19 protein-coding genes and 1 pseudogene are annotated in these 20,484 nt (G+C 60.7%); 7 read left to right on the plus strand and 13 right to left on the minus strand.

The window, feature by feature from the left end:
• Positions 1–261: 261 nt before the first annotated feature.
• Positions 262–1,245, minus strand: a complete 984-nt coding sequence (locus AB4Z13_RS31435) for a zinc-dependent alcohol dehydrogenase family protein (protein WP_442207662.1) — start codon at positions 1,243–1,245, stop codon at positions 262–264.
• 157 nt (positions 1,246–1,402) lie between these two features.
• Between AB4Z13_RS31435 and AB4Z13_RS31440 the strand changes: the two are divergent.
• Positions 1,403–1,691 (plus strand): annotated as a pseudogene (locus AB4Z13_RS31440) (hypothetical protein); the annotation flags it as partial.
• Between the two features lie 47 nt (positions 1,692–1,738).
• Here the strand turns inward: AB4Z13_RS31440 and AB4Z13_RS31445 are convergent.
• The 3 genes from AB4Z13_RS31445 to AB4Z13_RS31455 all read right to left on the minus strand — a co-directional run bounded on the left by AB4Z13_RS31445 (position 1,739) and on the right by AB4Z13_RS31455 (position 3,689).
• Positions 1,739–2,068: a chaperone modulator CbpM gene (locus AB4Z13_RS31445; RefSeq protein WP_113321256.1), complete on the minus strand. Its 330-nt coding sequence runs from the start codon at positions 2,066–2,068 to the stop codon at positions 1,739–1,741.
• Between the two features lie 2 nt (positions 2,069–2,070).
• On the minus strand, positions 2,071–2,997 hold the full coding sequence (locus AB4Z13_RS31450; protein ID WP_113321257.1) for a J domain-containing protein: 927 nt from the start codon (positions 2,995–2,997) through the stop codon (positions 2,071–2,073).
• 230 nt (positions 2,998–3,227) lie between these two features.
• Complete coding sequence (locus AB4Z13_RS31455; RefSeq protein WP_442207663.1) at positions 3,228–3,689, minus strand: universal stress protein; 462 nt, start codon at positions 3,687–3,689, stop codon at positions 3,228–3,230.
• A gap of 62 nt (positions 3,690–3,751) precedes the next feature.
• Here AB4Z13_RS31455 and AB4Z13_RS31460 point away from each other — a divergent pair, with 62 nt between their 5' ends.
• Positions 3,752–4,012: a hypothetical protein gene (locus AB4Z13_RS31460; protein WP_442207664.1), complete on the plus strand. Its 261-nt coding sequence runs from the start codon at positions 3,752–3,754 to the stop codon at positions 4,010–4,012.
• Between the two features lie 35 nt (positions 4,013–4,047).
• Positions 4,048–4,380: a hypothetical protein gene (locus tag AB4Z13_RS31465; protein ID WP_113321260.1), complete on the plus strand. Its 333-nt coding sequence runs from the start codon at positions 4,048–4,050 to the stop codon at positions 4,378–4,380.
• A gap of 71 nt (positions 4,381–4,451) precedes the next feature.
• Here AB4Z13_RS31465 and AB4Z13_RS31470 read toward each other — a convergent pair whose 3' ends face one another.
• Positions 4,452–5,030 (minus strand): hypothetical protein, encoded by a 579-nt coding sequence (locus AB4Z13_RS31470; RefSeq protein WP_442207665.1) that lies wholly within the window; start codon positions 5,028–5,030, stop codon positions 4,452–4,454.
• Here AB4Z13_RS31470 and AB4Z13_RS31475 point away from each other — a divergent pair.
• Complete coding sequence (locus AB4Z13_RS31475; RefSeq protein WP_442207666.1) at positions 4,953–5,282, plus strand: LysR substrate-binding domain-containing protein; 330 nt, start codon at positions 4,953–4,955, stop codon at positions 5,280–5,282. The two genes, AB4Z13_RS31470 and AB4Z13_RS31475, sit on opposite strands and share 78 nt — an antisense overlap.
• A 54-nt stretch (positions 5,283–5,336) precedes the next feature.
• On the opposite strand, the gene AB4Z13_RS31480 is transcribed toward AB4Z13_RS31475, so the two are convergent.
• The 6 genes from AB4Z13_RS31480 to AB4Z13_RS31505 all read right to left on the minus strand — a co-directional run bounded on the left by AB4Z13_RS31480 (position 5,337) and on the right by AB4Z13_RS31505 (position 11,721).
• Positions 5,337–6,398: an ABC transporter ATP-binding protein gene (locus tag AB4Z13_RS31480; RefSeq protein WP_442207667.1), complete on the minus strand. Its 1,062-nt coding sequence runs from the start codon at positions 6,396–6,398 to the stop codon at positions 5,337–5,339.
• A gap of 21 nt (positions 6,399–6,419) precedes the next feature.
• Positions 6,420–7,274 carry a sugar phosphate isomerase/epimerase family protein gene (locus AB4Z13_RS31485; RefSeq protein ID WP_442207668.1) on the minus strand — a complete coding sequence of 285 codons (855 nt, stop codon included), beginning with the start codon at positions 7,272–7,274 and terminating at the stop codon, positions 6,420–6,422.
• Positions 7,275–7,305: 31 nt separating this feature from the next.
• The gene (locus AB4Z13_RS31490) at positions 7,306–8,544 is read right to left on the minus strand and encodes an ROK family transcriptional regulator (RefSeq protein WP_113321264.1); all 1,239 of its coding nucleotides are present in this window, start codon (positions 8,542–8,544) and stop codon (positions 7,306–7,308) included.
• A 41-nt stretch (positions 8,545–8,585) separates the two neighbouring features.
• Positions 8,586–9,428, minus strand: coding sequence for a carbohydrate ABC transporter permease (locus AB4Z13_RS31495; RefSeq protein WP_113321265.1), 843 nt, complete (start codon positions 9,426–9,428; stop codon positions 8,586–8,588).
• Positions 9,425–10,354: a carbohydrate ABC transporter permease gene (locus AB4Z13_RS31500; RefSeq protein ID WP_442207669.1), complete on the minus strand. Its 930-nt coding sequence runs from the start codon at positions 10,352–10,354 to the stop codon at positions 9,425–9,427. Before AB4Z13_RS31500 ends, AB4Z13_RS31495 begins: the two co-directional genes overlap by 4 nt.
• A gap of 68 nt (positions 10,355–10,422) precedes the next feature.
• Positions 10,423–11,721 carry an extracellular solute-binding protein gene (locus tag AB4Z13_RS31505; RefSeq protein WP_113321267.1) on the minus strand — a complete coding sequence of 433 codons (1,299 nt, stop codon included), beginning with the start codon at positions 11,719–11,721 and terminating at the stop codon, positions 10,423–10,425.
• Between the two features lie 276 nt (positions 11,722–11,997).
• Between AB4Z13_RS31505 and AB4Z13_RS31510 the strand changes: the two genes are divergently transcribed.
• Positions 11,998–13,044: a Gfo/Idh/MocA family protein gene (locus AB4Z13_RS31510; RefSeq protein WP_439017376.1), complete on the plus strand. Its 1,047-nt coding sequence runs from the start codon at positions 11,998–12,000 to the stop codon at positions 13,042–13,044.
• A gap of 15 nt (positions 13,045–13,059) precedes the next feature.
• On the opposite strand, the gene AB4Z13_RS31515 is transcribed toward AB4Z13_RS31510, so the two are convergent.
• Positions 13,060–14,196 carry an ROK family transcriptional regulator gene (locus AB4Z13_RS31515; protein ID WP_442207670.1) on the minus strand — a complete coding sequence of 379 codons (1,137 nt, stop codon included), beginning with the start codon at positions 14,194–14,196 and terminating at the stop codon, positions 13,060–13,062.
• A gap of 212 nt (positions 14,197–14,408) precedes the next feature.
• Here AB4Z13_RS31515 and AB4Z13_RS31520 point away from each other — a divergent pair, with 212 nt between their 5' ends.
• Positions 14,409–17,435 carry an alpha-mannosidase gene (locus tag AB4Z13_RS31520; protein ID WP_442207671.1) on the plus strand — a complete coding sequence of 1,009 codons (3,027 nt, stop codon included), beginning with the start codon at positions 14,409–14,411 and terminating at the stop codon, positions 17,433–17,435.
• Positions 17,436–17,582: 147 nt separating this feature from the next.
• Entirely contained in the window at positions 17,583–19,613 is a 2,031-nt protein-coding gene (gene tkt, locus AB4Z13_RS31525) for a transketolase (protein ID WP_442207672.1), read from the plus strand.
• 106 nt (positions 19,614–19,719) lie between these two features.
• On the opposite strand, the gene AB4Z13_RS31530 is transcribed toward tkt, so the two are convergent.
• Complete coding sequence (locus AB4Z13_RS31530) at positions 19,720–20,481, minus strand: ABC transporter ATP-binding protein (protein WP_439018843.1); 762 nt, start codon at positions 20,479–20,481, stop codon at positions 19,720–19,722.
• Positions 20,482–20,484: the final 3 nt, after the last annotated feature.

Consider the following 20,484-nt stretch of genomic DNA (forward strand, 5'->3'; position numbering starts at 1 on the left):
CTTCCGCATTCGAAGGACCCGAGAAGGCTTGGCGGGTAACCGCCAGGCCTTATCGCATATGTGGACCTGCAGAATCTCCGGCATATGTTTGGTGGTTTCGGTTGATTGATCCGGGGTTCGATCCCGCTCAAGGCGACGGCCGAGCTCGTCAAAGGCACGACGCGACTTCTCTTCGGTGCAGTTCTTTGCCCGTTTCGGGTCGTACAGCATCGAGCGAATTCGGATGATGCCGCGATTGCCGCTTCGCGATAGCCGTGTCCTTCAAGGTGTCAGGACAGCCGCTCCGCTCAGGCGGCCGGCACGCAGATCGTCGAGCGCCGCATTTGCATCTGCAAGCCGATAGGTTTTCGTGTGCGTGCGCACACCTGCCTGGCGGGCGACGGGGAAGAATTCCTCGGCGTCTTTCCGCGTCAGATTGGCGACCGAAACCACGCTTCGCTCGCCCCAGATCAGCGCATAGGGCATTGCGGGCAGATCACTCATGCGGATACCGCCGCAGACGACCCGGCCTCCCTTTCGCACCACCTTCAACGCCGCCGGCACGAGTTCGCCAACCGGCGCAAAGATGATCGCCGCATCGAGCGCGACGGGCGGGCGCTCGTCCGAGCCTCCCGCCCAGACGGCGCCGAGACCGAGTGCGAAGCGTTGTGCCGCCACATCGCCGGAGCGCGAGAACGCATAGACATCGCGACCCTGCCAGCGACAGATCTGCGCGATGATATGCGCGGCCGCGCCGAACCCGTAGAGCCCGATCCTCTTGCCGTCGCCGGCCTTCTTCAGCGAACGCCAGCCGATCAGGCCGGCACAGAGGAGCGGGGCAAGGGCGACGGGATCGGCCTGGCTGTCGAGCATAAAGGCATAATCGGCATCCGCAACGACATGGGTGGCAAAGCCTCCGTCGCGGGTATAGCCGGTAAATTGCGGTTCATCGCAAAGATTTTCCTCTCCGCTCCTGCAAAACGAGCAGCAGCCGCATGTATGACCGAGCCAGGGCACGCCGACCCTTTGCCCCATGCGCGACGGCGCTATTCCTTCCCCGACAGCCTCGACGATGCCGACGATCTCATGGCCGGGAACGAGCGGCAGCTTCGGGTTCGGAAGATCGCCGTCGCAGACATGAAGATCCGTCCTGCACACCGCGCAGGCTTCGACCCTCAGCATCAACTGTCCTTTTGCGGGCACGGGATCCGGCCGGTCGACCGGACGCAGGGGCATCCCGATTGCCTCCAGGATCATAGCTTTCATGAACTGTTCCTCATCTTCATGATGCCATGATCCTGAAATCGCGGCAAACCGGCATTGACGGTTGTCAAAGACGACCCGTGCCCGTGCTTCTTCGCCCCTATGGAAATTTCCCTTCACGGGAGATGTTGATCCGGCGCAATGAGCCGAGCCGCGTGTCCTGATTGGCATCCTGGTCGGCATTGAGCGTGGCTGGCAGGAGCGAGAGGCGCCACTCGGCGAAAGGGTCGCCGGCATTCGCAACCTAGGCCTCTCAAGTTTCGTGGCGGCCTATGCGGCTTGCCTCAGCCCGCAAAAGGACCGATCCTGCCGACGACGGTCTTGTGTTCTTTTGCATCACAATTCTCGTTTTCAGCTCCATGCAAGCGGCGCCCGACGAATTACAGCGCGACCGCTGCCATTGCCGCGATATCGGTTTCGTGCTTGGTTTCAGCGCCGTGGTTGCCGACTGTGCAAAGCCTGACCTTGATCGTCGTCCAAGTCCGGAACGATGCTATCAGCGCGCGCTATCGTCGAGCTCTTCGAGCGCGTCCAGCAGGCGTTTCTGGATCTCGGTCTCCTGCCGGTTGATGGCGACGACAAGCCTGCGCATCGCACCGCGCATGCCGTGGAGCTGGTCGACGAGCTCCATGACGACGTCGACGCCGGCCTCGTTGACGCCCATTTGGCGTGTGAGGTCGAGGATCAGGCGGGCGCGGGCAAGATCGGCATCCCGGAATCGGCGCCGGCCCTTGGAAATATCGGGGGCCAGCCAGCCTTGCTCGACCCACAGATCGAGCTCGCTCACGTCGATTTTGAGGTAGAGACGGAATTCGCGATCGTCCATGGTCAGGCCTCCATGTTCTTTCTCGGATCCTGTGTGCTGGCTGCCGCCCAGCCCTTGGCGAAGGCGGTCAGCTGTTCGTCGGGCTGTTCGGGAAGCATGATCTTCAGCGTCACATAGACGTCACCGGCGTCGCCGCCGCGCTTGGCAACACCCTTGCCCTTGAGGCGCAGCACCTTTCCGCTGCTGGAATTTGCCGGCAGCGTTAGGTTGACCGGCCCCGAAGGCGTCGGCACGCGCACCTTTCCGCCGAGTACCGCTTCTCCCAACGTGACGGGCAGATCGAGGCGGATGTCGTCGCCGTCGCGGGTGAAGAAACGGTGCGGGCGCACATGGACGTCGATCAGCGCATCGCCGGCCGGCCCGCCGCCGAAGCCGGGTTCTCCCTTGCCGCGCAGGCGCAGCGTCTGGCCGTCGCGCGTGCCGGGCGGGATCTTGACGTCGAGTGCCGGCCCGTCCGACAGCCTCACCTGGCTCTGCGCGCCGTTCACGGCATCGAGGAAATCCACCTCCATCGAGAAGCGCCGGTCCTGGCCCTTTGCGCGGAACTGGCCGCCGCTGCTGCTGCCGCCAGCGCGGCGCGAGAAGAAGCTTGCGAACAGATCGTCGGCGTCTCCAAAATCGGCAAAGCCGGCGCCGTTGTGATAGGCGCTGCCAGGGTCGCTCGAGGAGGCATAGTCTCGATAGTAGCTGCGGGGCGCCTGTTCGGCTCCCGTGACGTCGATCTCGCCACGATCGAAGCGACCGCGCTTCTCTTCGTCGCTCAGGATTTCATAGGCAGCAGAAATTTCCTTGAACTTCGCCTCGGCCTTCTTGTCGCCGGGGTTCAGGTCGGGGTGGAGCTTCTTGGCAAGCTTGCGGAATGCCCCCTGAATTTCCTTCTGGGTGGCATCCCGTTTCACGCCCAGAAGCTCGTATGGATCTTGGCTCATACATGTCTCCGTGTAAGGGCAGCGAATACTGCGGACTGGAATCCGCCTTGATATAGGTTGCCGGTCCGATGTCGGGGAGGGGAGGAGGGCAGCGTCCTGTCATTCGGCCTGAATTGGCGTGATGTTGTGCGAAGGCTGGCCATCCTGCCGGTCCCTTCGCGTCATGTGCAAGGAGAAGGTCGAGGCGAAGGCGGAAAACACGACGCGCCGTTGCCGAGATCACAATGCTATCAGCGCGCCACCGCCGCCGCCGCGCGGCTCAGCTTATGCCCCGGACTTTGCTTGCGATCGACGAGGACCGAGCATTTGGCGTGACGCACCACGCGGTCGACCACGGCCCCGAAAATATAGTCGGTAATATCTGCGACATGGGTTGAAAGGATGATAAGGTCCGCCTCTTTCTCCCGCGCGGCGGCCAAAAGCACCCTTGCCGCGCCACCGGTATGGACCTCGACCAGGGCAGGGATCTTCATCTGTCGGCAGAGCAAGGTCAGCTTCTCCTCGGCATCCTTTATGACGGCGGTCTCGAAGTCTTCCGGCAGGCTCGCCGTCATGTAGTGCGGCATGGTTTCGACGGCGTGGATGACGAAGATCGAGCCATCCTCGTCGAGGAGGCCGGCTGCCTTGTTCAGGATGCGTTCGGCTGTTTCGCGAGGGCCATTGCCTATTGCGCAGACTATCGTTCGGTACATATCGGATCTACCCTCATCCGTCAGATGATTGTGCGATTTTAGCCTCCTGCATGGATCATACATTGACCGACATCAAGAAACGGTCCTGCATCAGATTTGATACGGAACAGGGGCGGCTGGGCCAGATCGCTCACGTCACCGTCACGCAGCAGACGAATGTCGCCATCGCCATCAGGCTTTCGCCTGAGGAGGTGCGGTGGCTTGAGAGGCGGCTGGTCTGGGAACGAACCGTAACAATGACTGCTCTCGTCAAGGAGCTCCTGGAAGGGAGAACTTCTGGCCGTTCGGATGTGAGCGAGCTTGACAAGTGCGCTCGTCGATGAGAACAAAGAGCGAACCAACGGGAAGGTCACCATTCATGATACGTTTCGCGCCGAAGATAGAGCAGGACGCTGCCCCAGCAATCAAAATTGCAAAGCCGAACGCCAAGATACGATCCGACATCGAGCCATCGGACACTCCCACCACGACCGTTGAGAACGAAACCAACAGGATAGACGGCCAGGCTGCCACGACGACATCAGGACCTGCGGAGCCTGCCGCAAAACTCCTTGAGTTATCAGCGGACCTCCCCGCGAAAGGCAAAAAGCCGGGTTCCCGGAAGCGCAAAGAGGTAACAAGCCCCAAGCCGCTCGAAGTCAGCAAGCGGGGGCACGATCAAAGCGTTGGCGATTTGCTGCTCGACCTCTGACGATAGGCTTCGAGTACCCGTGCGGAAGGGCGTTTGCGCTTTTTTGTAATCCTGCCTGGATTTTTCAGGGCTCACGCCGCATCCGTAGAATGAGCCGCGATCAATTCCAGCTCGCAAAGCTCATCGATCGTCTGGCGCCGGCGGATAAGCCGGGAGTTCTCCCCGTCCATGAGATATTCGGCAGCGTGAAGCCGGCTGTTGTAGTTCGACGACATCGACGCGCCATAGGCACCCGCTTCGTGGAAAACGAGCAAGTCGCCGACCTCGGCAGGAGGGAGCGCACGCGTCTCGACCACGCCATCGGCCCCTTGCGTGAATACGTCGCCCGATTCGCAGAGCGGGCCAGCACCTGAGAGGGTCGGGCTGGTGGAAAATCCGGCCCGCTGCGCGCGATTGATTTCGCCGAGAGACACGGAGTCCACAAGCACACCTTCCTCACGCATGAGGGAGAGGATGTGGATGTTGGAGCACGCCTTCTGCGCATAGCGGATCACGTCGAAGGCGCCGAGCTGCCTTATCCGATCGCGGATCGTCGTGATTTCGAAGGGCAATCCTTTGTCAGCCTGTCGGCGATGGATAGCTACCGGCGGCAGATCGATCAGATTTTTCGAAACGCCGGCATCATGCGGTGCATGGTCATCGAGACCCACAGCGCGGCATCCGTCTGCTCCATGGTACGGGAGGGAATCGGCCTGGCGATCGTCAATCCCCTGACGGCCCTGGACTATGCCGGCCACGGCCTACATCTTCGCCGGGTGTCATTCTCTATCCCGTTTTCCGTCAACATCGTGCGCCCGATCCATCGGCCGCAATCGCAACTGGTCGAGGTTTTCCGGGCCGAATTGGCGAGGCAAGCAGGGCTGATCGAAGCCCGGCTTGCCACGCTCATCGATTCTCGATGACTTCGTGAAGGCGTATGGGATAGCGGCGTGTTACCGATGCCCCGTCACACGTCATCAGTTCAGCACCGGCTCGCCGGCAGTGATGCGCTGCTCGCCTTCGTCAAACAGGTGGACGCTATCATGGAGCGGAGCGATCCGCAGCACATCGCCGGGGGCTGCCCTGATCCGCTCCCGGAAGACGCAGCTGATCGTCTGCGTGCCGAGACGGGCAACCACCAATGTCTCGGACCCCGTCGGCTCGACAACGGCGGTTGTCACCTCGATGCCGTTGGGGTCGAGTGTGATGTGCTCGGGGCGAATGCCGTAGGTGACGGCACCGGACGGGCGCCGTTCGCTCGGCAGGATAAGCCCGTCTTCGGTCCGGAAGCCTTCATTCGTCATGCTTCCCTTGATGAAGTTCATCGCTGGGGAGCCGATGAACCCGGCAACGAAGAGATTGCTCGGGCGATCGTAGAGTTCGAGCGGCGAGCCCGACTGCTCGATCACGCCGTCCTTCATCACGACGATCTTGTCTGCCATCGTCATCGCCTCGATCTGGTCGTGCGTGACATAGATCGTCGTGGTCTTCAGCCGCTGATGCAGCTCCTTGATCTCGGATCGCATCTGGACACGGAGCTTGGCATCGAGGTTTGACAGGGGTTCGTCGAAGAGGAAGACGGCGGGATCGCGAACGATTGCGCGACCCATGGCAACACGCTGCCGCTGGCCGCCCGACAGCTGCTTCGGATAGCGCTCCAGGAGCGCCTCCAGGCCGAGGATCTTGGCGGCATTGCCGACACGCTGCTCGATCTCTGTCTTCGGCATGCGCTTCAGCCGCAGCGAGAAGCCCATATTCTTGGCGACCGTCATATGCGGGTAAAGCGCATAGTTCTGGAACACCATGGCGATGTCGCGATCCTTCGGTGCCAGCTCGTTGACGATATGCTTGCCGATCTGGATCTCGCCCGAGCTGATGTCTTCCAGACCGGCGATCATTCTGAGAAGGGTGGATTTGCCGCAGCCGGAAGGGCCGACGAGGACGACGAACTCGCCATCGCGGATATCGACTGAAACACCTTTGATGGCTTTGAACGCGCCATAGTCCTTGCGCGCATTGTTCACTCTAACATGAGCCATTTTCGTCCTCCCCGGTCGCGCTCAAAGCTTGTTCAACACGTTTCTGAGGTAGGCGAGCCCAAGGCGTTCACCTTCTTTTCGCGCCTCGAGATCCTTGCCCGGCCATCCATAGGCGGCGTCCTCGTGCTCGATCGAAAGGGTGCCGTTGAAGCCGTTGGTCCGTGCCTGACGCAGGAAGCGCGGCCAGTCGAGAAGGCCGTGGCCCGGCAGCTTGTATTGCCACCAGCCCTTGCCGTGATAGCCGACCGCTTGTTGTCTGGCCGCATCGATTGCGGTGTCCTTGGCGTGGAGAATGGCGATGCGGTCCTTGACCGCGTCCATGGCGGCATAGGGATCGACGCCGATGCGGATGAGGTGCGAAGGATCGAATTCGAGACCGAAGCGCCGGTCGGGTATGCGCCTGAAGAGTTCCTGCCACCCGTTCGGCGTGGTTCCGACGAAATTATCCTTGGGCCCCGGCCAGTTTTCGATCGCGAAGACCAGGCCGCTTGACGTCGTCTTGTCAATCAGCCGGTTGGCGAAATCGGCAAAATCATCGTAATTGGCTTCGTCGTCAGCATTGTCGTTACGTCCGGGAAAGATCACGAAGATCGGCACGCCCGCTTCGCCGATCGCCTCGGCAAATTCCTCCGTGCGGGCGCGAAGTTCGCCGCGTTTGCCGCTGTCGGCATCGAGCTGATTGCCGAAATAGGTGACCGAGGAGACGAAGAGGTTTTGGTCGCGGGCAAGTGCCACCGCAGCCTGCACCTTGTCCGGCGTCTTGATATGGCCGCCGACATCGATTTCGATTGCGTCGAAACCGGCCGAAGCAGCGAAATTCACCACTTCTTCTAGCGGCCGGTCGTTGAATGTCGACGTATAAAAACCAATCCTCATCAATATCCTCCCAGCGGCCTTGCCGGCTGTTTCAGTTGTTCAGGCGATCCATGAATTTGAGGGGCGAACGGGTGCGTTGAACGGCGTCCGCGGATGCCAGCATCAGCGCCGCCGCCATCGGCATCGCCGCAGCACCGAGCGCCGAAGCGTCCTCGCCGATCGAGGCACGATGCAGCGAAGGCAGAGTGGTGTCTCCGGCCGTCAGATGTTCGTGAACGTAGCGGAGCAACTCGTCGATCATGCGGATCGGCAATCGGCCGCCGATGATGATGGCATCGGGATCGACGATCATGCCGATATGCTTGACCGCAACGGCAAGGTGAGCGCTCATTTCCTTCAGCCACTTCGACACCAGAGCCTTGCCACGTGCATCGAGTGTGAGAAGGTCCTGAGGCACGCTTGCATGGACGCCATGTTCGCCAAGAAACTTGTAGAGAAAAAACATCGTCACCATCTCACCGAGAAGGTCGACCTTCGGAGCGGTCTTGTCCCGGTCGTCGGCAATCGGCAGCCATCCGATTTCGCCGCTCAGCGCCATGGCGCCGCGGTGGCCGTTGCCGTCGAGAACGAGCCCTCCGCCGAGACAGGCATTGATGGCGATATAAAAGAAACTGCGGCTTTCCGCCCCGAGGCCGTAGTCAAGCTCGGCAAGTGCTGCGGCATTGGTCTCATTTTCGATGAAGACCGGATGCTGGGTCAGGTTTTCGATTGCTGCGCGTACGTCGAATTCCATCCATTCCGAATAATCGTCGGGCATGCCGAGGAAAGGGATCTCTCCGAGCCAGTCGGGCATGGCGAGCCCGATGCCGGCCAGGTGCGCGTCGTCGATCAGGCGGCTTCGCTGGAAATGCGATATCGCATCGGCCGTCAGCTGCATGAATTCGGCGGGCCGCACGTAGCGCTTTTCGTGGTGGACGCGGGCGCGTACGTTGCCGACGGCATCCACAGCCACAATCGTCAGGTGATCGCGATCGATGTTGATGCCGATTGCAAAGAACGCATCGGGGTTGATCTCGAGCTCGATTGCCGGCTGACCCCTCAGCCCATGTCGCCGGCGAGCTTCGATGATCAGGCCTTCGTCGAGCAGCCGATCGACGATTCGGGCGATCGCCGGCTTCGTGAAACCTGTCTGCCGGGCAATCTCGGCGCGCGAAATCGGCGCCTGCCGATGGATGCAGCGCAGCACGACGGCTCTGTTGTGCTCGCCCGCATCCTCGACATTGGCCCCCGTCAGGTCGGGAGACAGTCTGGCGCCGGTCGTCTGGTTCATGGGTTGGGATCCTCTATCAGCCACGGACACGCAAACCGACTTTACCCCTTCACCGCACCACTGGTCATGGCGCCAAGGATCAGCCGCTGAAGCGACAGGAACGCCACGATCGCCGGTACGACGGAGATCAGGCAGGCGGCCGCAAGCAGCTGGATGGACGAGTCGGTCTGCATGCCACGGAAGTTAAAGATCCCGACGCCGATCGGCATCAGATTGTTTTGCGTGAGCAGAAGAAAAGGCACGAGGAATTGCGACCAGCCGGCAATCACAGTGATGATGAAGACGGAAGCAATACCCGGCGCCGATAGCGGCAGGACGATCCGCCAGAAGACCGAGAACCGATTGCATCCGTCGATCATCGCAGCCTCGTCGAGACTGCGCGGAATGCCGTCTATCGTGCTCTTCAGCAGCCATGTTGCAAGCGGCACACCGAGGGCAATATAGACCATTGTCACCGCAAAATGCGTATCGAGCAGGCCGAGACGGTTCATGTAGCGGTAGAGCGGCACCATGATGACTAGCGGCGAGATCATCTGGAACAACAAAAGCCCCATCATCGACAGGCCCTTGCCCCTGAACTGGAAGCGGGAGAATGCGTAGGCTGCGGGAAGGGCGACGACCAGAACACCGAAACCGCTGAAGGCGGCGAGCTTCAAGCCGTTCCAGAGGTAGATCGGGAAGTAGCTGTTGTTGAGGACGGTGACGAAATTATCGATGGTCGGATTGTGCGGGATGTAGCGCGCCACACCACGATAGATTTCGCGCCTGTCGCGCAAGGCCATCGATAAGAGATAGCTGAGGGGACCGGCGAAGAAGATGAACATCGCCAGCATGAAGAGATAGCTCAGGAAATCGCCGAAGCGCGTGCCGGTGCGCCTGCTCATTGCTCTTCCTCCTTCGGCAGGAACGATGCGTAAACGAAGGCAAGTCCGAGACTGATGATCAGCATCAGCACGGAGAGCACACTTCCGCCGGAAAGGTCGTAATTGCGGAAGACGATGTTGAACACATAGAGCGAGATCACTTCGGTCGCGCGCCCCGGTCCGCCGCCCGTCAACGTGATGATCGCGTCGAAAGTGTTGAGCGTCATGATCGTGATGAGGATCATGTTGACGAGCATGGCTGCGCGCAGCTGGGGGAGGGTGATGAAGAGGAACTGTTGCGGGCCCGTTGCGCCGTCGACATCTGCCGCCTCATAGAGCGAGGGGTCAATCGATTTGAGGGCTGCATACATGACCACCATCGAGAAGGCCGTGCCGCGCCAGATGTTCGAGATCAGCGCTGACCACGGCGCAATCGCGGGGTCGGAAAGCCAGGCGACCGTCGGCAGGTGCATGAGCCGCAGGATGCTGTTCAGCGCACCGTAGGGGGCTTCGGAAAACAGCATCTGCCAGATGATGCCGCCGGCAATCCCGGGCACCACCCAGGCGATGAGTGCCGTGGTGCGCAGGACGGTCGTGCCGTACAGGCCGCGTTTCTCGCCTCTGATGACGACGACGGCGACGGCGAGACCAAATATCTGCTGTCCGACGACGCTGCCGCCGACGAAGATAAGGGTCGCCCACATGATGTCGGGCAGCTGCGGCGAGCTCAGCGCATTCGATATCGTGCCGAGCGTATAGACCGGATTGTCGCCGATCAGCGTCGCATTGGTGAACGACAGACGGAACACGTCGATCACAGGGTAGAGATAGAAGATGCCGATGACGATGATCACAGGCATGATCCAGGGCAATGGTGCCCCGGCAAAACGGCGCATGAACGATCTGCTGTGAGGCGGGCTGGCAGCCTCGATGGCAATGGGGCTCATTGGGCTTCTCTGTCCGGGTTTGACATGACCGGCGACGCCCGTCGTGGGCGCCGCCGCGATCTCAATCGTTAGAGACGCTTGTAAGCCTCCATCGTCGCGTTGAACGCGGCGTCCAGAGCCTCTTCCGGCTTCTTGGTGCCTGAGAGAACGTCACCCATCATGATCTGGATCTGGTTGGAGATTTCCGGATAGATCGGGGCGCCCGGGCGGGCCTGACCATTAACGAGAGCCCCGGCAAAGGTCTTGTTGGCTTCGGTCGCGAAGACATCGTACTTGTCGAAGAGCGACTTGCGCGTCGGCAGCTGCTGCTGCAAGGCGTTGGCCGGTCCCATATAGACCTCGCGGGCAAGGTTGGCGCACATCTCCACCTTGTCCTTGTCTTTGCTGAACGAGGCGATCGTCCATCCGCCGGTGCCTGTGGAGCGCTGGTCGGCGGTCGGGCCGGGGATCGGCGAGAAGGTCCAGTTCTTGAACTCGTCCTCGTCGAGCGTGACCTTCAGCTGGGCATATTGCCAGTTGCCGCCGATGAAGAGTGCCGTGGTTCCGGCTGCCGCGGCGGCGTTGAGGTCGTCATAGTTGCCGATGGTGGTCACGCGTTTGGGTGCTGCACCGGAATCAACGAGGTCCTTGTAGTAGGTCAGGGCTTTTAAGAATTTCTCCTTGTTTTCGCCCTCACCGAAGATCGGCTTGCCGGAATCGTCGACGAGCTTACCGCCGAGCGCCCAATAGTTGGCCAGCCAGTCGAAAGTGGACCCTTCGTAACGGCCGGCGTTGAAGAGGATACCTTCCATGCCCTGCTCGACGGAGGAAAGCCCGGCCTTCTTCAGGTCATCCCAGGTCTGCGGCGCATCGGCAACGATGGACTTGTTGCGGTAGAGCACGCGAAGGTCCGTATCCCACCACCATGCACGGATCGTCTGATCCTTGTCGGTAATGCCACTGCGAATGAAGGGGAACAGGTCGGCGACCTCTTCCTTCGAGAAGTAAGGCGTGAAGTCGGCGAGCACATGGTTGACCATGAACTGCGAGAGCACGAAGGAGTCGACCGCGGCGCAATCCGGAGCGTTACCGGCCTTAGCCTGTTCCAGCATCTTGGCCTGTTCGGTACCGATGTCGGCCGACATGAACTGCATCTGCAGTTTCCAGTCGGGATGCTTCTTGATGAAATCGACGAAGAGTTTCTGATAGCCTTCGGCAATTGCCGGGTCGGCGTTGTTGGGGCTGTCGTTCGTGAGCCGGACGACAAGGGTTTTTGGCGCATCGGCAGCGCCGATCCTGTCCTTTGTCGCAAGCTCCTGGGCAAATGCGGTAGGCACTGAAAATAACATTGTGCTCAGCGCTAATGCGCTGATGAACGCTCTCTTCATGATGGGTCTCCTCCCCATTTTAAACGGATACAGCCTGGTGGTCAGTTGACCTCTCCTCATTTCCATGCTGCATTAATTAGATTAAGTTACTTTGATTTGATGTCAAGCCGCAGCTTGGGAGGATTGAGATGCCGGCGACATTCAACACAAGTTAGCGGACCGCAGCCGCATTTCCCGATCACAAAAATCGAGCCATTTCGGGTATTCGCGATGGCACGGTGAGGTTTTGCCTCGGCTACGTGAAGGTGGCCGAACCTGACATCTATGGAGGATCAGATGCGCTTACTCATTCTCGGCACTGGCGGAATGGCCAATCAGCATGCCGCAAATTTCAAGGCGATCGAAGGCGTGAGCGTCGTGGGCGGGGTCGATGTCGTACCCGAGCGACTGGCGGCCTTTTGTTCTGAACATGGCATCCCCAATCACTTCAGCACGCTCGAGGAAGCCCTTGCCTGGGGCGAGTTCGATGCCGTTGCCAATGTTACGCCCGACCGCATCCACCATCCGACGACGCTTCAGGCGATTGCTGCGGGCAAACATGTCTTCTGCGAAAAGCCGCTTGCGACCGATGCCATCAAGGCGATGGAAATGACGGATGCCATCGAGAAAGCCGGCAAGGTCGGCATGGTCAACTTCACCTATCGCAATTCGCCCGCCCTGCAGAAGGGCCGGCAGATGGTGCTTGCCGGTGAAATCGGCGAGATCAGGCATGTCGAGGCGTCGCATCTGCAGAGCTGGCTTGTGGGGCGTCATTGGGGCGACTGGAAGAGCGAGAGCAAATGGCTCTGGCGCCTCAGCAAGAAACATGGGTCGAACGGCGCGCTCGGCGATATCGGCATCCATATCGTCGATTTTGCGTCCTATGGTTCGGGGCTCGATGTCGCCCATGTCTTCGCGCGGTTGAAGACTTTCAACAAGGCGCCGGGCGACAAGATCGGCGAATATGATCTCGATGCGAATGACAGCTTCACAATGAATGTCGACTTCACGACGGGTGCGATCGGCACAATCCAGGCGACGCGAACCGCGGCCGGCCAGATGGATCAGCTGCGTCTCAGGGTCTATGGCGAGACCGGTTCGATCGAGATGATCTACGACACCGGAAAGTCGACGCTTCGCGCCTGCCTCGGCGAAGATGTTCACACCGCAACATGGCGCGACATCCCCTTCGATCCGGTGGAAACGAATTATCAGCGCTTCGTGCAGGCCGTCAGGGCAGGCAGAACGCAGGAACCCTCGTTCCGCAGGGCGGCGAATATCCAGAAAGTGCTCGACAAGGCGCTTGCCTCGGATGTCAGCCACACGGACGAGGCGCTTGCCTGATTCGATACTAGGACGTCAGGCGGAAACCGGTGGCAGCAGGGTGTTAAGGAAGGGCAGCAGTGCCGCCCCCAGCGCCACGCCGCCGCCGCTGAAGCTTGCCGGCTTCATCGGCGAAATCCACGGTGTCAGGAAGGGTCGCTTGGATGTGTCGCGGCGCTCGACGGAGAGCTGGTGGATCAGTGCTTCGATGACGCTTCGCGGCAGGTCGCCGCCGATCATGATGACACCAGGCGCGATAAAGCCGGCCATGGCGATGATCGGGTCGAGCAGGTGGCTTGCAGCATCGCGGATCCACTGTGTCAACTGAGGGGAGGACGGCTCTTCGCCCGAAATGAGGCGCTTGAACTCGTCATCGCTGACCAGTGCGCGCAGCGCGCCGAAACCGACCACCGTGTTCAGCCGGACATTGTCTGGGCCGGTGAGCATCTCACCGATGCTGCCTGCGCGTCCGTGGACGCCCGAATAAGGAATGCCGCGAACGAGGAAGCCGGCCTGGACATCTTCGTCGATGATGATCATCGCCAGTCCGCCTTCGGGGGCAGGCGCGCCGATGGTACGTTCGGCCAGCAGGCTTGCGGTGCACTCGTTCTCCACGTGACTGACGGGAAGCGTAGAGGCTGCGTCGAGCTCATCGCTTTCCTGCGCGGTCCAGTCGTTTGACCCGATCCCCAGGCCGATGATCGGCATGCCGGCATGCCGGGCGATCATCTTCTGGGTGGCTGAAAGAATTGACGGGACGCGCGCTGCCGCGTCGAGTGGAAAGTAGTCCCGATCGTGGACCTGGCCGCTGAGGTCGATAAGGACGGCTTCGCCTCGGCTCTGGCGAAGCCTGATGCCGATCGAGAATGCCCCATCAGGGCGCAAGGCAAATTCGCTGGCGGTCGCGCTGTTGCCGGCGCCGTTGCGGCGGTGCGACGTCACCAACCCTCCCTCGCTGAGGCGGCGCAGAATATTGGTGATGCCCGGCCCGGTAAGCCCGGAATGCTGGCCGAGTTCCATGCGGGTCAATGGACCGTGCCGGCGGATAGCCTCCAGAATGACGCGGATATTTCTGTCGGCGATTTCTCCCGATCGCAGACCGATTGTTTTACCCCGCGTAACGGCCGTTTCCTCTGTCTGACGTCGCCGCGGCCCGGATCGAAGATACCGCATAACCGTCTTCCCTAAGCACCTCGATGCTTGTGTATCACAGGTAAAACTCTCGCAACCTATTTCTTGTGCGCTTGACTGCAAAACAAAGTTACTTAATCTAAGGGATGCCACGCGCCTCGGTTGGAGGAGACGGGACACCGTGGCTGCGGCCTATTTGCGCGACCAGGTTTTCTCCCCACCCGTCACTTGCTTATTTTCCAATAGGACCCGCCATGTCTCTCACCATTGCCCAACGCCTCGATCGCCTGAAGGTTCGCACAGCCGAGCTCGCTCACTGGCGCGACAGGCAAAGCATCGTGATCGACGGCTGGACCTTCGACGGCGAGCCGATCGCCCATGATCAGGACTGGCCGCACCGCAAGGGGACGGTGCATTTCGCGGCATCGGCCACAGTGCCGCGCGACTGGCCAATCGAAAAGGTTCGCCTGCAGCTCGATCTCGGCGGCGAGAGCCTGATCACGCTGCACTATTCCGGCGGCCAGGCAGAGACATTCGGGCTCGACCCCTATCATCAGGAGTTTCCGATCAAAGCCAGGGAATTCTCGATTACCACTGACAGCGTTGCCCGCTTTCCCTTCGGTGAGCCGAACCGGGCACCGAAGCTCAACAAGGCGCGGCTGATCTGGCTGGACGAACCGGTCCACAGGTTGCACCTCCTGTTGCGGCAGATCGGCGAGGCTGCCGACGTGCTCGAAAGCCATGAGGTCGTGCCGCACCTGATCGAGGCGGCCGAACAGTCGCTGCGCAGCCTCGACTGGCCTTCGGACACGTCAGCCTATATTTCACGCACAGCCGGTGCGGTGATGCAGCAGAAGATCTGGGAACTGCCGGAGCTTGAGGCAAACCCGGCCGGCCTTAATGAAGCGCAGAGCGCTTCGGCCGGTGCCGCCTATGATCAGCTGATCGCGCGATTGAAAGAGCTTCAGAAGCGTTTTCCGCCGAACGGTGAACTGCTGCTGACCGGCCATGCCCATATCGACCTCGCATGGCTTTGGCCCTACGACGAGACGCGTCGGAAGATGCGTCGCACCTTCAACACCGCGCTCTCGCTGATGGAACGGTCGGACGACTTCCGGTTCAATCAATCGACCGCCCATTATTATGCGCAGATGGAAGAGGATGATCCCGACCTTCTCGAACGGATCAAGAAGAAGGTCGCCGAGGGCAAGTGGGAAACTGTCGGCGGCATGTGGGTCGAACCCGACACCAACATGCCAACGGGTGAGAGCCTTGCGCGGCAGGTACTGTACGGACAGCGCTATTTCGAGAAACACTTCGGCCTGCGCCACACGGTCTGCTGGCTGCCGGACTGCTTCGGCTTTTCCGGGGCCTTGCCGCAGATCCTCCAGCTTGGGGGGATCGACAGTTTCTTCACGATCAAGGTGAACTGGAGCGAGACCAATCATATCCCATCCGACTTGTTCTGGTGGAAGGGGCTCGATGGAAGCAAGGTTCTGACCCATACTTTCGACAACCCGATGCATGGCTACAACGGTTTCGTGCAGCCGGATTGCTTCGTGCCGACCTGGAAGAATTTCCGCGGCAAGACGCAGCATGACACATCGCTGCTCGCTGTCGGCTACGGTGATGGCGGTGGTGGCGTGACACCCGAAATGGTCGAACGCGAAGTGCAACTGCGCGACTTCCCGGCAATCCCGAGCGCACGTTGGGGCACGGTGAAGGGCTTTTACGAAGAGGCCCACCGCACTGCGGCGCAAAAAGAGCTTCCCGTCTGGGACGGGGAAATCTACCTCGAACTGCACCGCGCGACGCTGACGTCGCAAAGCGGCGTCAAGCGCAAGCACCGGCAGGCCGAGCGGTCGCTGATTACGGCCGAGACGATCGCTTCGCTCGCGCATCTCTTGGGTGCCGGCAAACCACAAAGCCTGGAAGCGGATTGGCGCGTCGTCCTGAAGAACGAATTCCACGACATCCTGCCGGGCTCAAGCATCCGCGAAGTCTATATCGACGCCGAGCGGGAGCTCGACGGCGTCATCGACAATGCCGAGGCGGAGAAGGCCAAGTCTCTGAAGACGCTATCAGCTCAACTTCCGGCAGGTGGGGTGACGGATGCGTTGATTGCCGTCAACCCGTCGCTTGCGCCGCGGCCGCTGACCGCCAAGCTTTCCGATGGGACGGTCCTGTCATCTGCCGAAATCGTCGCGCCTCTTTCCGTTGCGGTCTTTGATCGCAAGACCCTCAAGCCCGCCGGCGTGCTGAAAGCCGATACGCGCAGCCTCGAAAACGAGCATCTGTCTGTTGTCATCGGCAAGGATGGCGCCGTTTCAAGCCTCGTTCACAAGGCAACGGCCAGGGAGGCGATCGAAGGAGCTGCAAATCAGCTCTGGGTCTATCCGGCCGACAAACCTCGCAATTGGGACGCCTGGGACGTCGATGCCGACTATGCCGAAAAGGCTGTCCGCCTCGACAGGCCCGAGAGCATCACACTTGCCGAACAGGGGCCACATCGTGCCGCGATCCGCGTCGTTTACCGATACCGAAACTCGACGGTCACCCAGCTTTACGTGCTGACGGCCAATGCCCGCAGGCTCGATATCGAGACGACCATCGACTGGCATGACCGGCGTACTCTGCTCAGAACGCTGAACCCGGTCGCCGTGCGTTCACGCACAGCCACCTTCGAATGCGCCTTCGGTATCGTCGAGCGGCAAACGCATACGAACACGTCCTGGGAGCAGGCAATGTTTGAAGCCGCCGCACATCGTTTTGTCGATCTCAGCGAACCGGGTTTCGGCGTCGCTCTGCTCAACAATGCCAAATACGGGCACAGTGCGCGCGGCAATGTCATCGGCATGAGCCTCGTGCGCTCGCCGATCTATCCCGATCCACTCGCCGATGAAGGCGAGCAGAACTTCACCTACGCGCTGATGCCGCATGAGGGCGCCTGGCATGAAGGCCATGTCCTCCAGGAAGCGATCGATCTCAATCAGCCGCTCGTCACCATCGAGGCCAGTGGCCTCTCGGCAGGCACGCTGTCGCCTCTCGGCGTCGAAGGCATACCGGTCGCCTTTTCGGGACTGAAACCGGCGGAGGAGGGAGAAGGCCTTATCCTGCGGCTTTACGAACCGGCGGGCCGGCGCGGCCGTCTTTCGCTCGCCTTGCCCTCGGGCTGGCAGGCTTCGGGACCTCTGAACATCCTCGAAGAGCCGATCGAGCGTGCAGGGCCTGCCGACATCATGCCGTTTGAAATTCGGACCTGGAGGCTGCAGCGAAGCTAATCGCGTCAGTATCTGGAAAGTTGTCGCTACGCGTTCCGACCCCATTGTCGATCGCTCCCGGGAAAAGTTTCAACATGTCGCAGTGGCCCGGCTCGCGCCGGGCCCTATCTTCCGATTGGTCTTTCACCAGCTCCCGAGGAAACGATCATGACGGAATCCGTGAAGTCCGTACCTGCGCCCCGCGATCAGCACCTGCGCGACATGGCCAATTGCATTCGCTTCCTCTCGATGGACGCCGTCGAGAAGGCCAAGAGCGGACACCCCGGCATGCCGATGGGCATGGCCGACATTGCTGTCGTGCTCTTTTCCGACTTCCTGAAATTCGATGCCGAAGACCCCTACTGGTTCGATCGGGACCGTTTCCTGATCTCCAACGGGCACGGCTCGATGCTGCTCTACAGCCTGCTCTATCTGACCGGCTACCGGGATATGACGATCGACCAGATCGAAAACTTTCGTCAGGTCGACAGTAAGACGGCCGGTCATCCCGAATATCGCCATGCCACGGGCATCGAGACGACCACGGGTCCGCTCGGACAAGGCATTGCCAATTCGGTTGGTTTCGCACTTGCCGAGCGCATCATGAACGCCAGGTTTGGTGACGATCTTTCAAACCACTACACCTATGTCTTCCTCGGCGACGGATGCCTGATGGAAGGCATCAGCCAGGAGGCCATATCGCTTGCGGGCCACTTGAAGCTCGGCAAGCTGATCGCGTTCTGGGACAACAATTCGATATCGATCGACGGAGCCACAAGTCTGGCGGAATCCGACGATCAGCCGGCGCGGTTCCGCGCATCGAACTGGCATGTGCAGGAGATCGATGGACACGATACTGACGCCATCCGAAACGCGATCGTCGAAGCCCAACGGATCACCGATCGCCCGTCGCTGATTGCCTGCAAAACCATCATCGGCTTCGGCTTTCCGACCCGCGCCGGCACGCAGAAAGCCCACAGTGATGCTCCAGGTGAAGAGGAGATCGCTGGCGCCCGCAAACTTCTCGACTGGAACGCACCACCCTTCGAGATCCCGTCCGACCTTTTGGACGACTGGAGAAAGATCGGCGCCAAGGGACGCAACACCCGGATGGCCTGGGCGGTTCGGGTCCAGACGGCGAAGGCGGATATCCGGGGGGAATTTGAACGCCGCATGAAAGGCGAGCTGCCCTCGGACTGGAGCAGAGCAATAGAGGCGGCAAAGCATGAGCTTCTGTCCGCTGAAAAGGACCTGGCAACAAGGCAGGCGAGCGGGATTGTTCTCAACCACCTTGCTGAGACCATCCCCGAGCTCATCGGCGGATCGGCGGACCTGACACCGTCGAACAACACGAAGGCCAAATCCATGATCGAGATTGCGCCCGGTCAGTATAATGGATCCTATGTCCATTACGGCGTGCGCGAACATGGGATGGCGGCTGCCATCAACGGCATTGCCCTTCATGGCGGGTTGATCCCTTATGGCGGCACCTTCCTGACCTTTTCCGATTACGCCCGGCCGTCAATCCGGCTGGCGGCGATGATGGCGGTGCGTTCGATCTTCGTGATGACCCATGATTCGATCGGTCTCGGCGAGGATGGTCCAACCCACCAGCCTGTCGAACATCTGACGGCCCTGCGCGCCATTCCAGGTCTTGCCGTGTTCCGTCCGGGCGACCCGATCGAGACGGCCGAATGCTGGCAGGCAATCCTTGATGCTCCGCGGCAAGCAGCCTTGATCGCACTGTCCCGCCAGCCCATGCCGCTTCTGAGAAAGGAGCCTGGCTCTCTCAACCTGTCGGCAAGGGGCGGATACGTTCTGCTTGAGGCTGAGGGTGGCGCTCGCGAGCTGACGATCATGTCGACCGGATCGGAATTGCACCTTGCCGTCGAGGCAAGGGCGAAGCTCCAGGCGGAAGGCATTCCAACCGCGGTCGTCTCCATGCCGTGCCGCCTGCTGTTTGAGGCACAGGCACCGGACTATAAGCGTGAGGTTCTCGGAGACGGAACTGCGCGTGTCGCGGTGGAAGCTGCCGTCCAGGATAGCTGGGACCGATATCTCGGGCTCGACGGCCGGTTCGTCGGCATGCACAGCTTCGGCGCGTCGGGCAAGATCGACGACGTCTACAAGAAGTTCGACATCACCACGGACGCCGTTGTGAAAGCCGCGCAAGGGGCACTGGGTTTCCGTCGTCGATGAGTGATCGGCAATCGCGGACGGCTTGCGGTCTCTAACTGCTCATGGGTGCAGCCGAAGCTCCTGCGGCTGCCCTTGGCCACGCCCTCATGTGACGCGAAGTCCGGCTCTAGCCGGCGCGGCGCGTGGGTTGGTAGCCCCTGCTGCCGTCGAGAAGCGTGCGTGTATAGGAATGTTCGACATTTCCGCTGAGCAAAGCCTCTCTTGAAGCGATCTCCACGAACATCCCGCCCTGCATGACGGCGACGCGATTGCACAGATGAGCAATCACAGCCATATCGTGGCTGACGAGAATGTAGGTCAGTTTTTCCCTTTCGCGCAGGTCCTTCAGCAGATTGAGGATCTCGGCCTGGATGGACACGTCGAGTGCGGATGTCGGCTCGTCGAGGAGAAGCACACGCGGCTTCAGTATCAGGGCACGTGCGATTGCGACACGCTGGCGCTGACCGCCCGAGAGCTGATGCGGAAAACGATGATAGAAGGATGGGGGCAGGCCGACGTCACGCAACACCTGTTCTACGCGCTCCCTGTGCCGGTCGACGCCATGGATTTCAAGGGGTTCGAGGAGCGTGCGGCCGATCGTGTGACGCGGGTGAAGCGAGCCGAATGGGTCCTGGAAGACCATCTGCTGCTTGGCGAGCTGCGATTTTGAGCGATTGGCGGTGATTGCCTCTCCGTCGATCGCAATCGAGCCATCCCATGCTTTGATCCTGCCGGCCAACGCGCCGAGAACAGTGGATTTGCCGCATCCGCTTTCCCCGACGAGGCCGAACGTCTCGCCCGGAGCAACGTCGAAGGAAACATCCTTGACCACCTGTTTGGCGGAGTGGCCGCTGCCGAAGGAAACGGCAAGATTTTTGACTGACATCATCAT

It is taken from the genome of Rhizobium sp. YAF28, assembly GCF_052113285.1.
GTDB lineage: Bacteria > Pseudomonadota > Alphaproteobacteria > Rhizobiales > Rhizobiaceae > Rhizobium.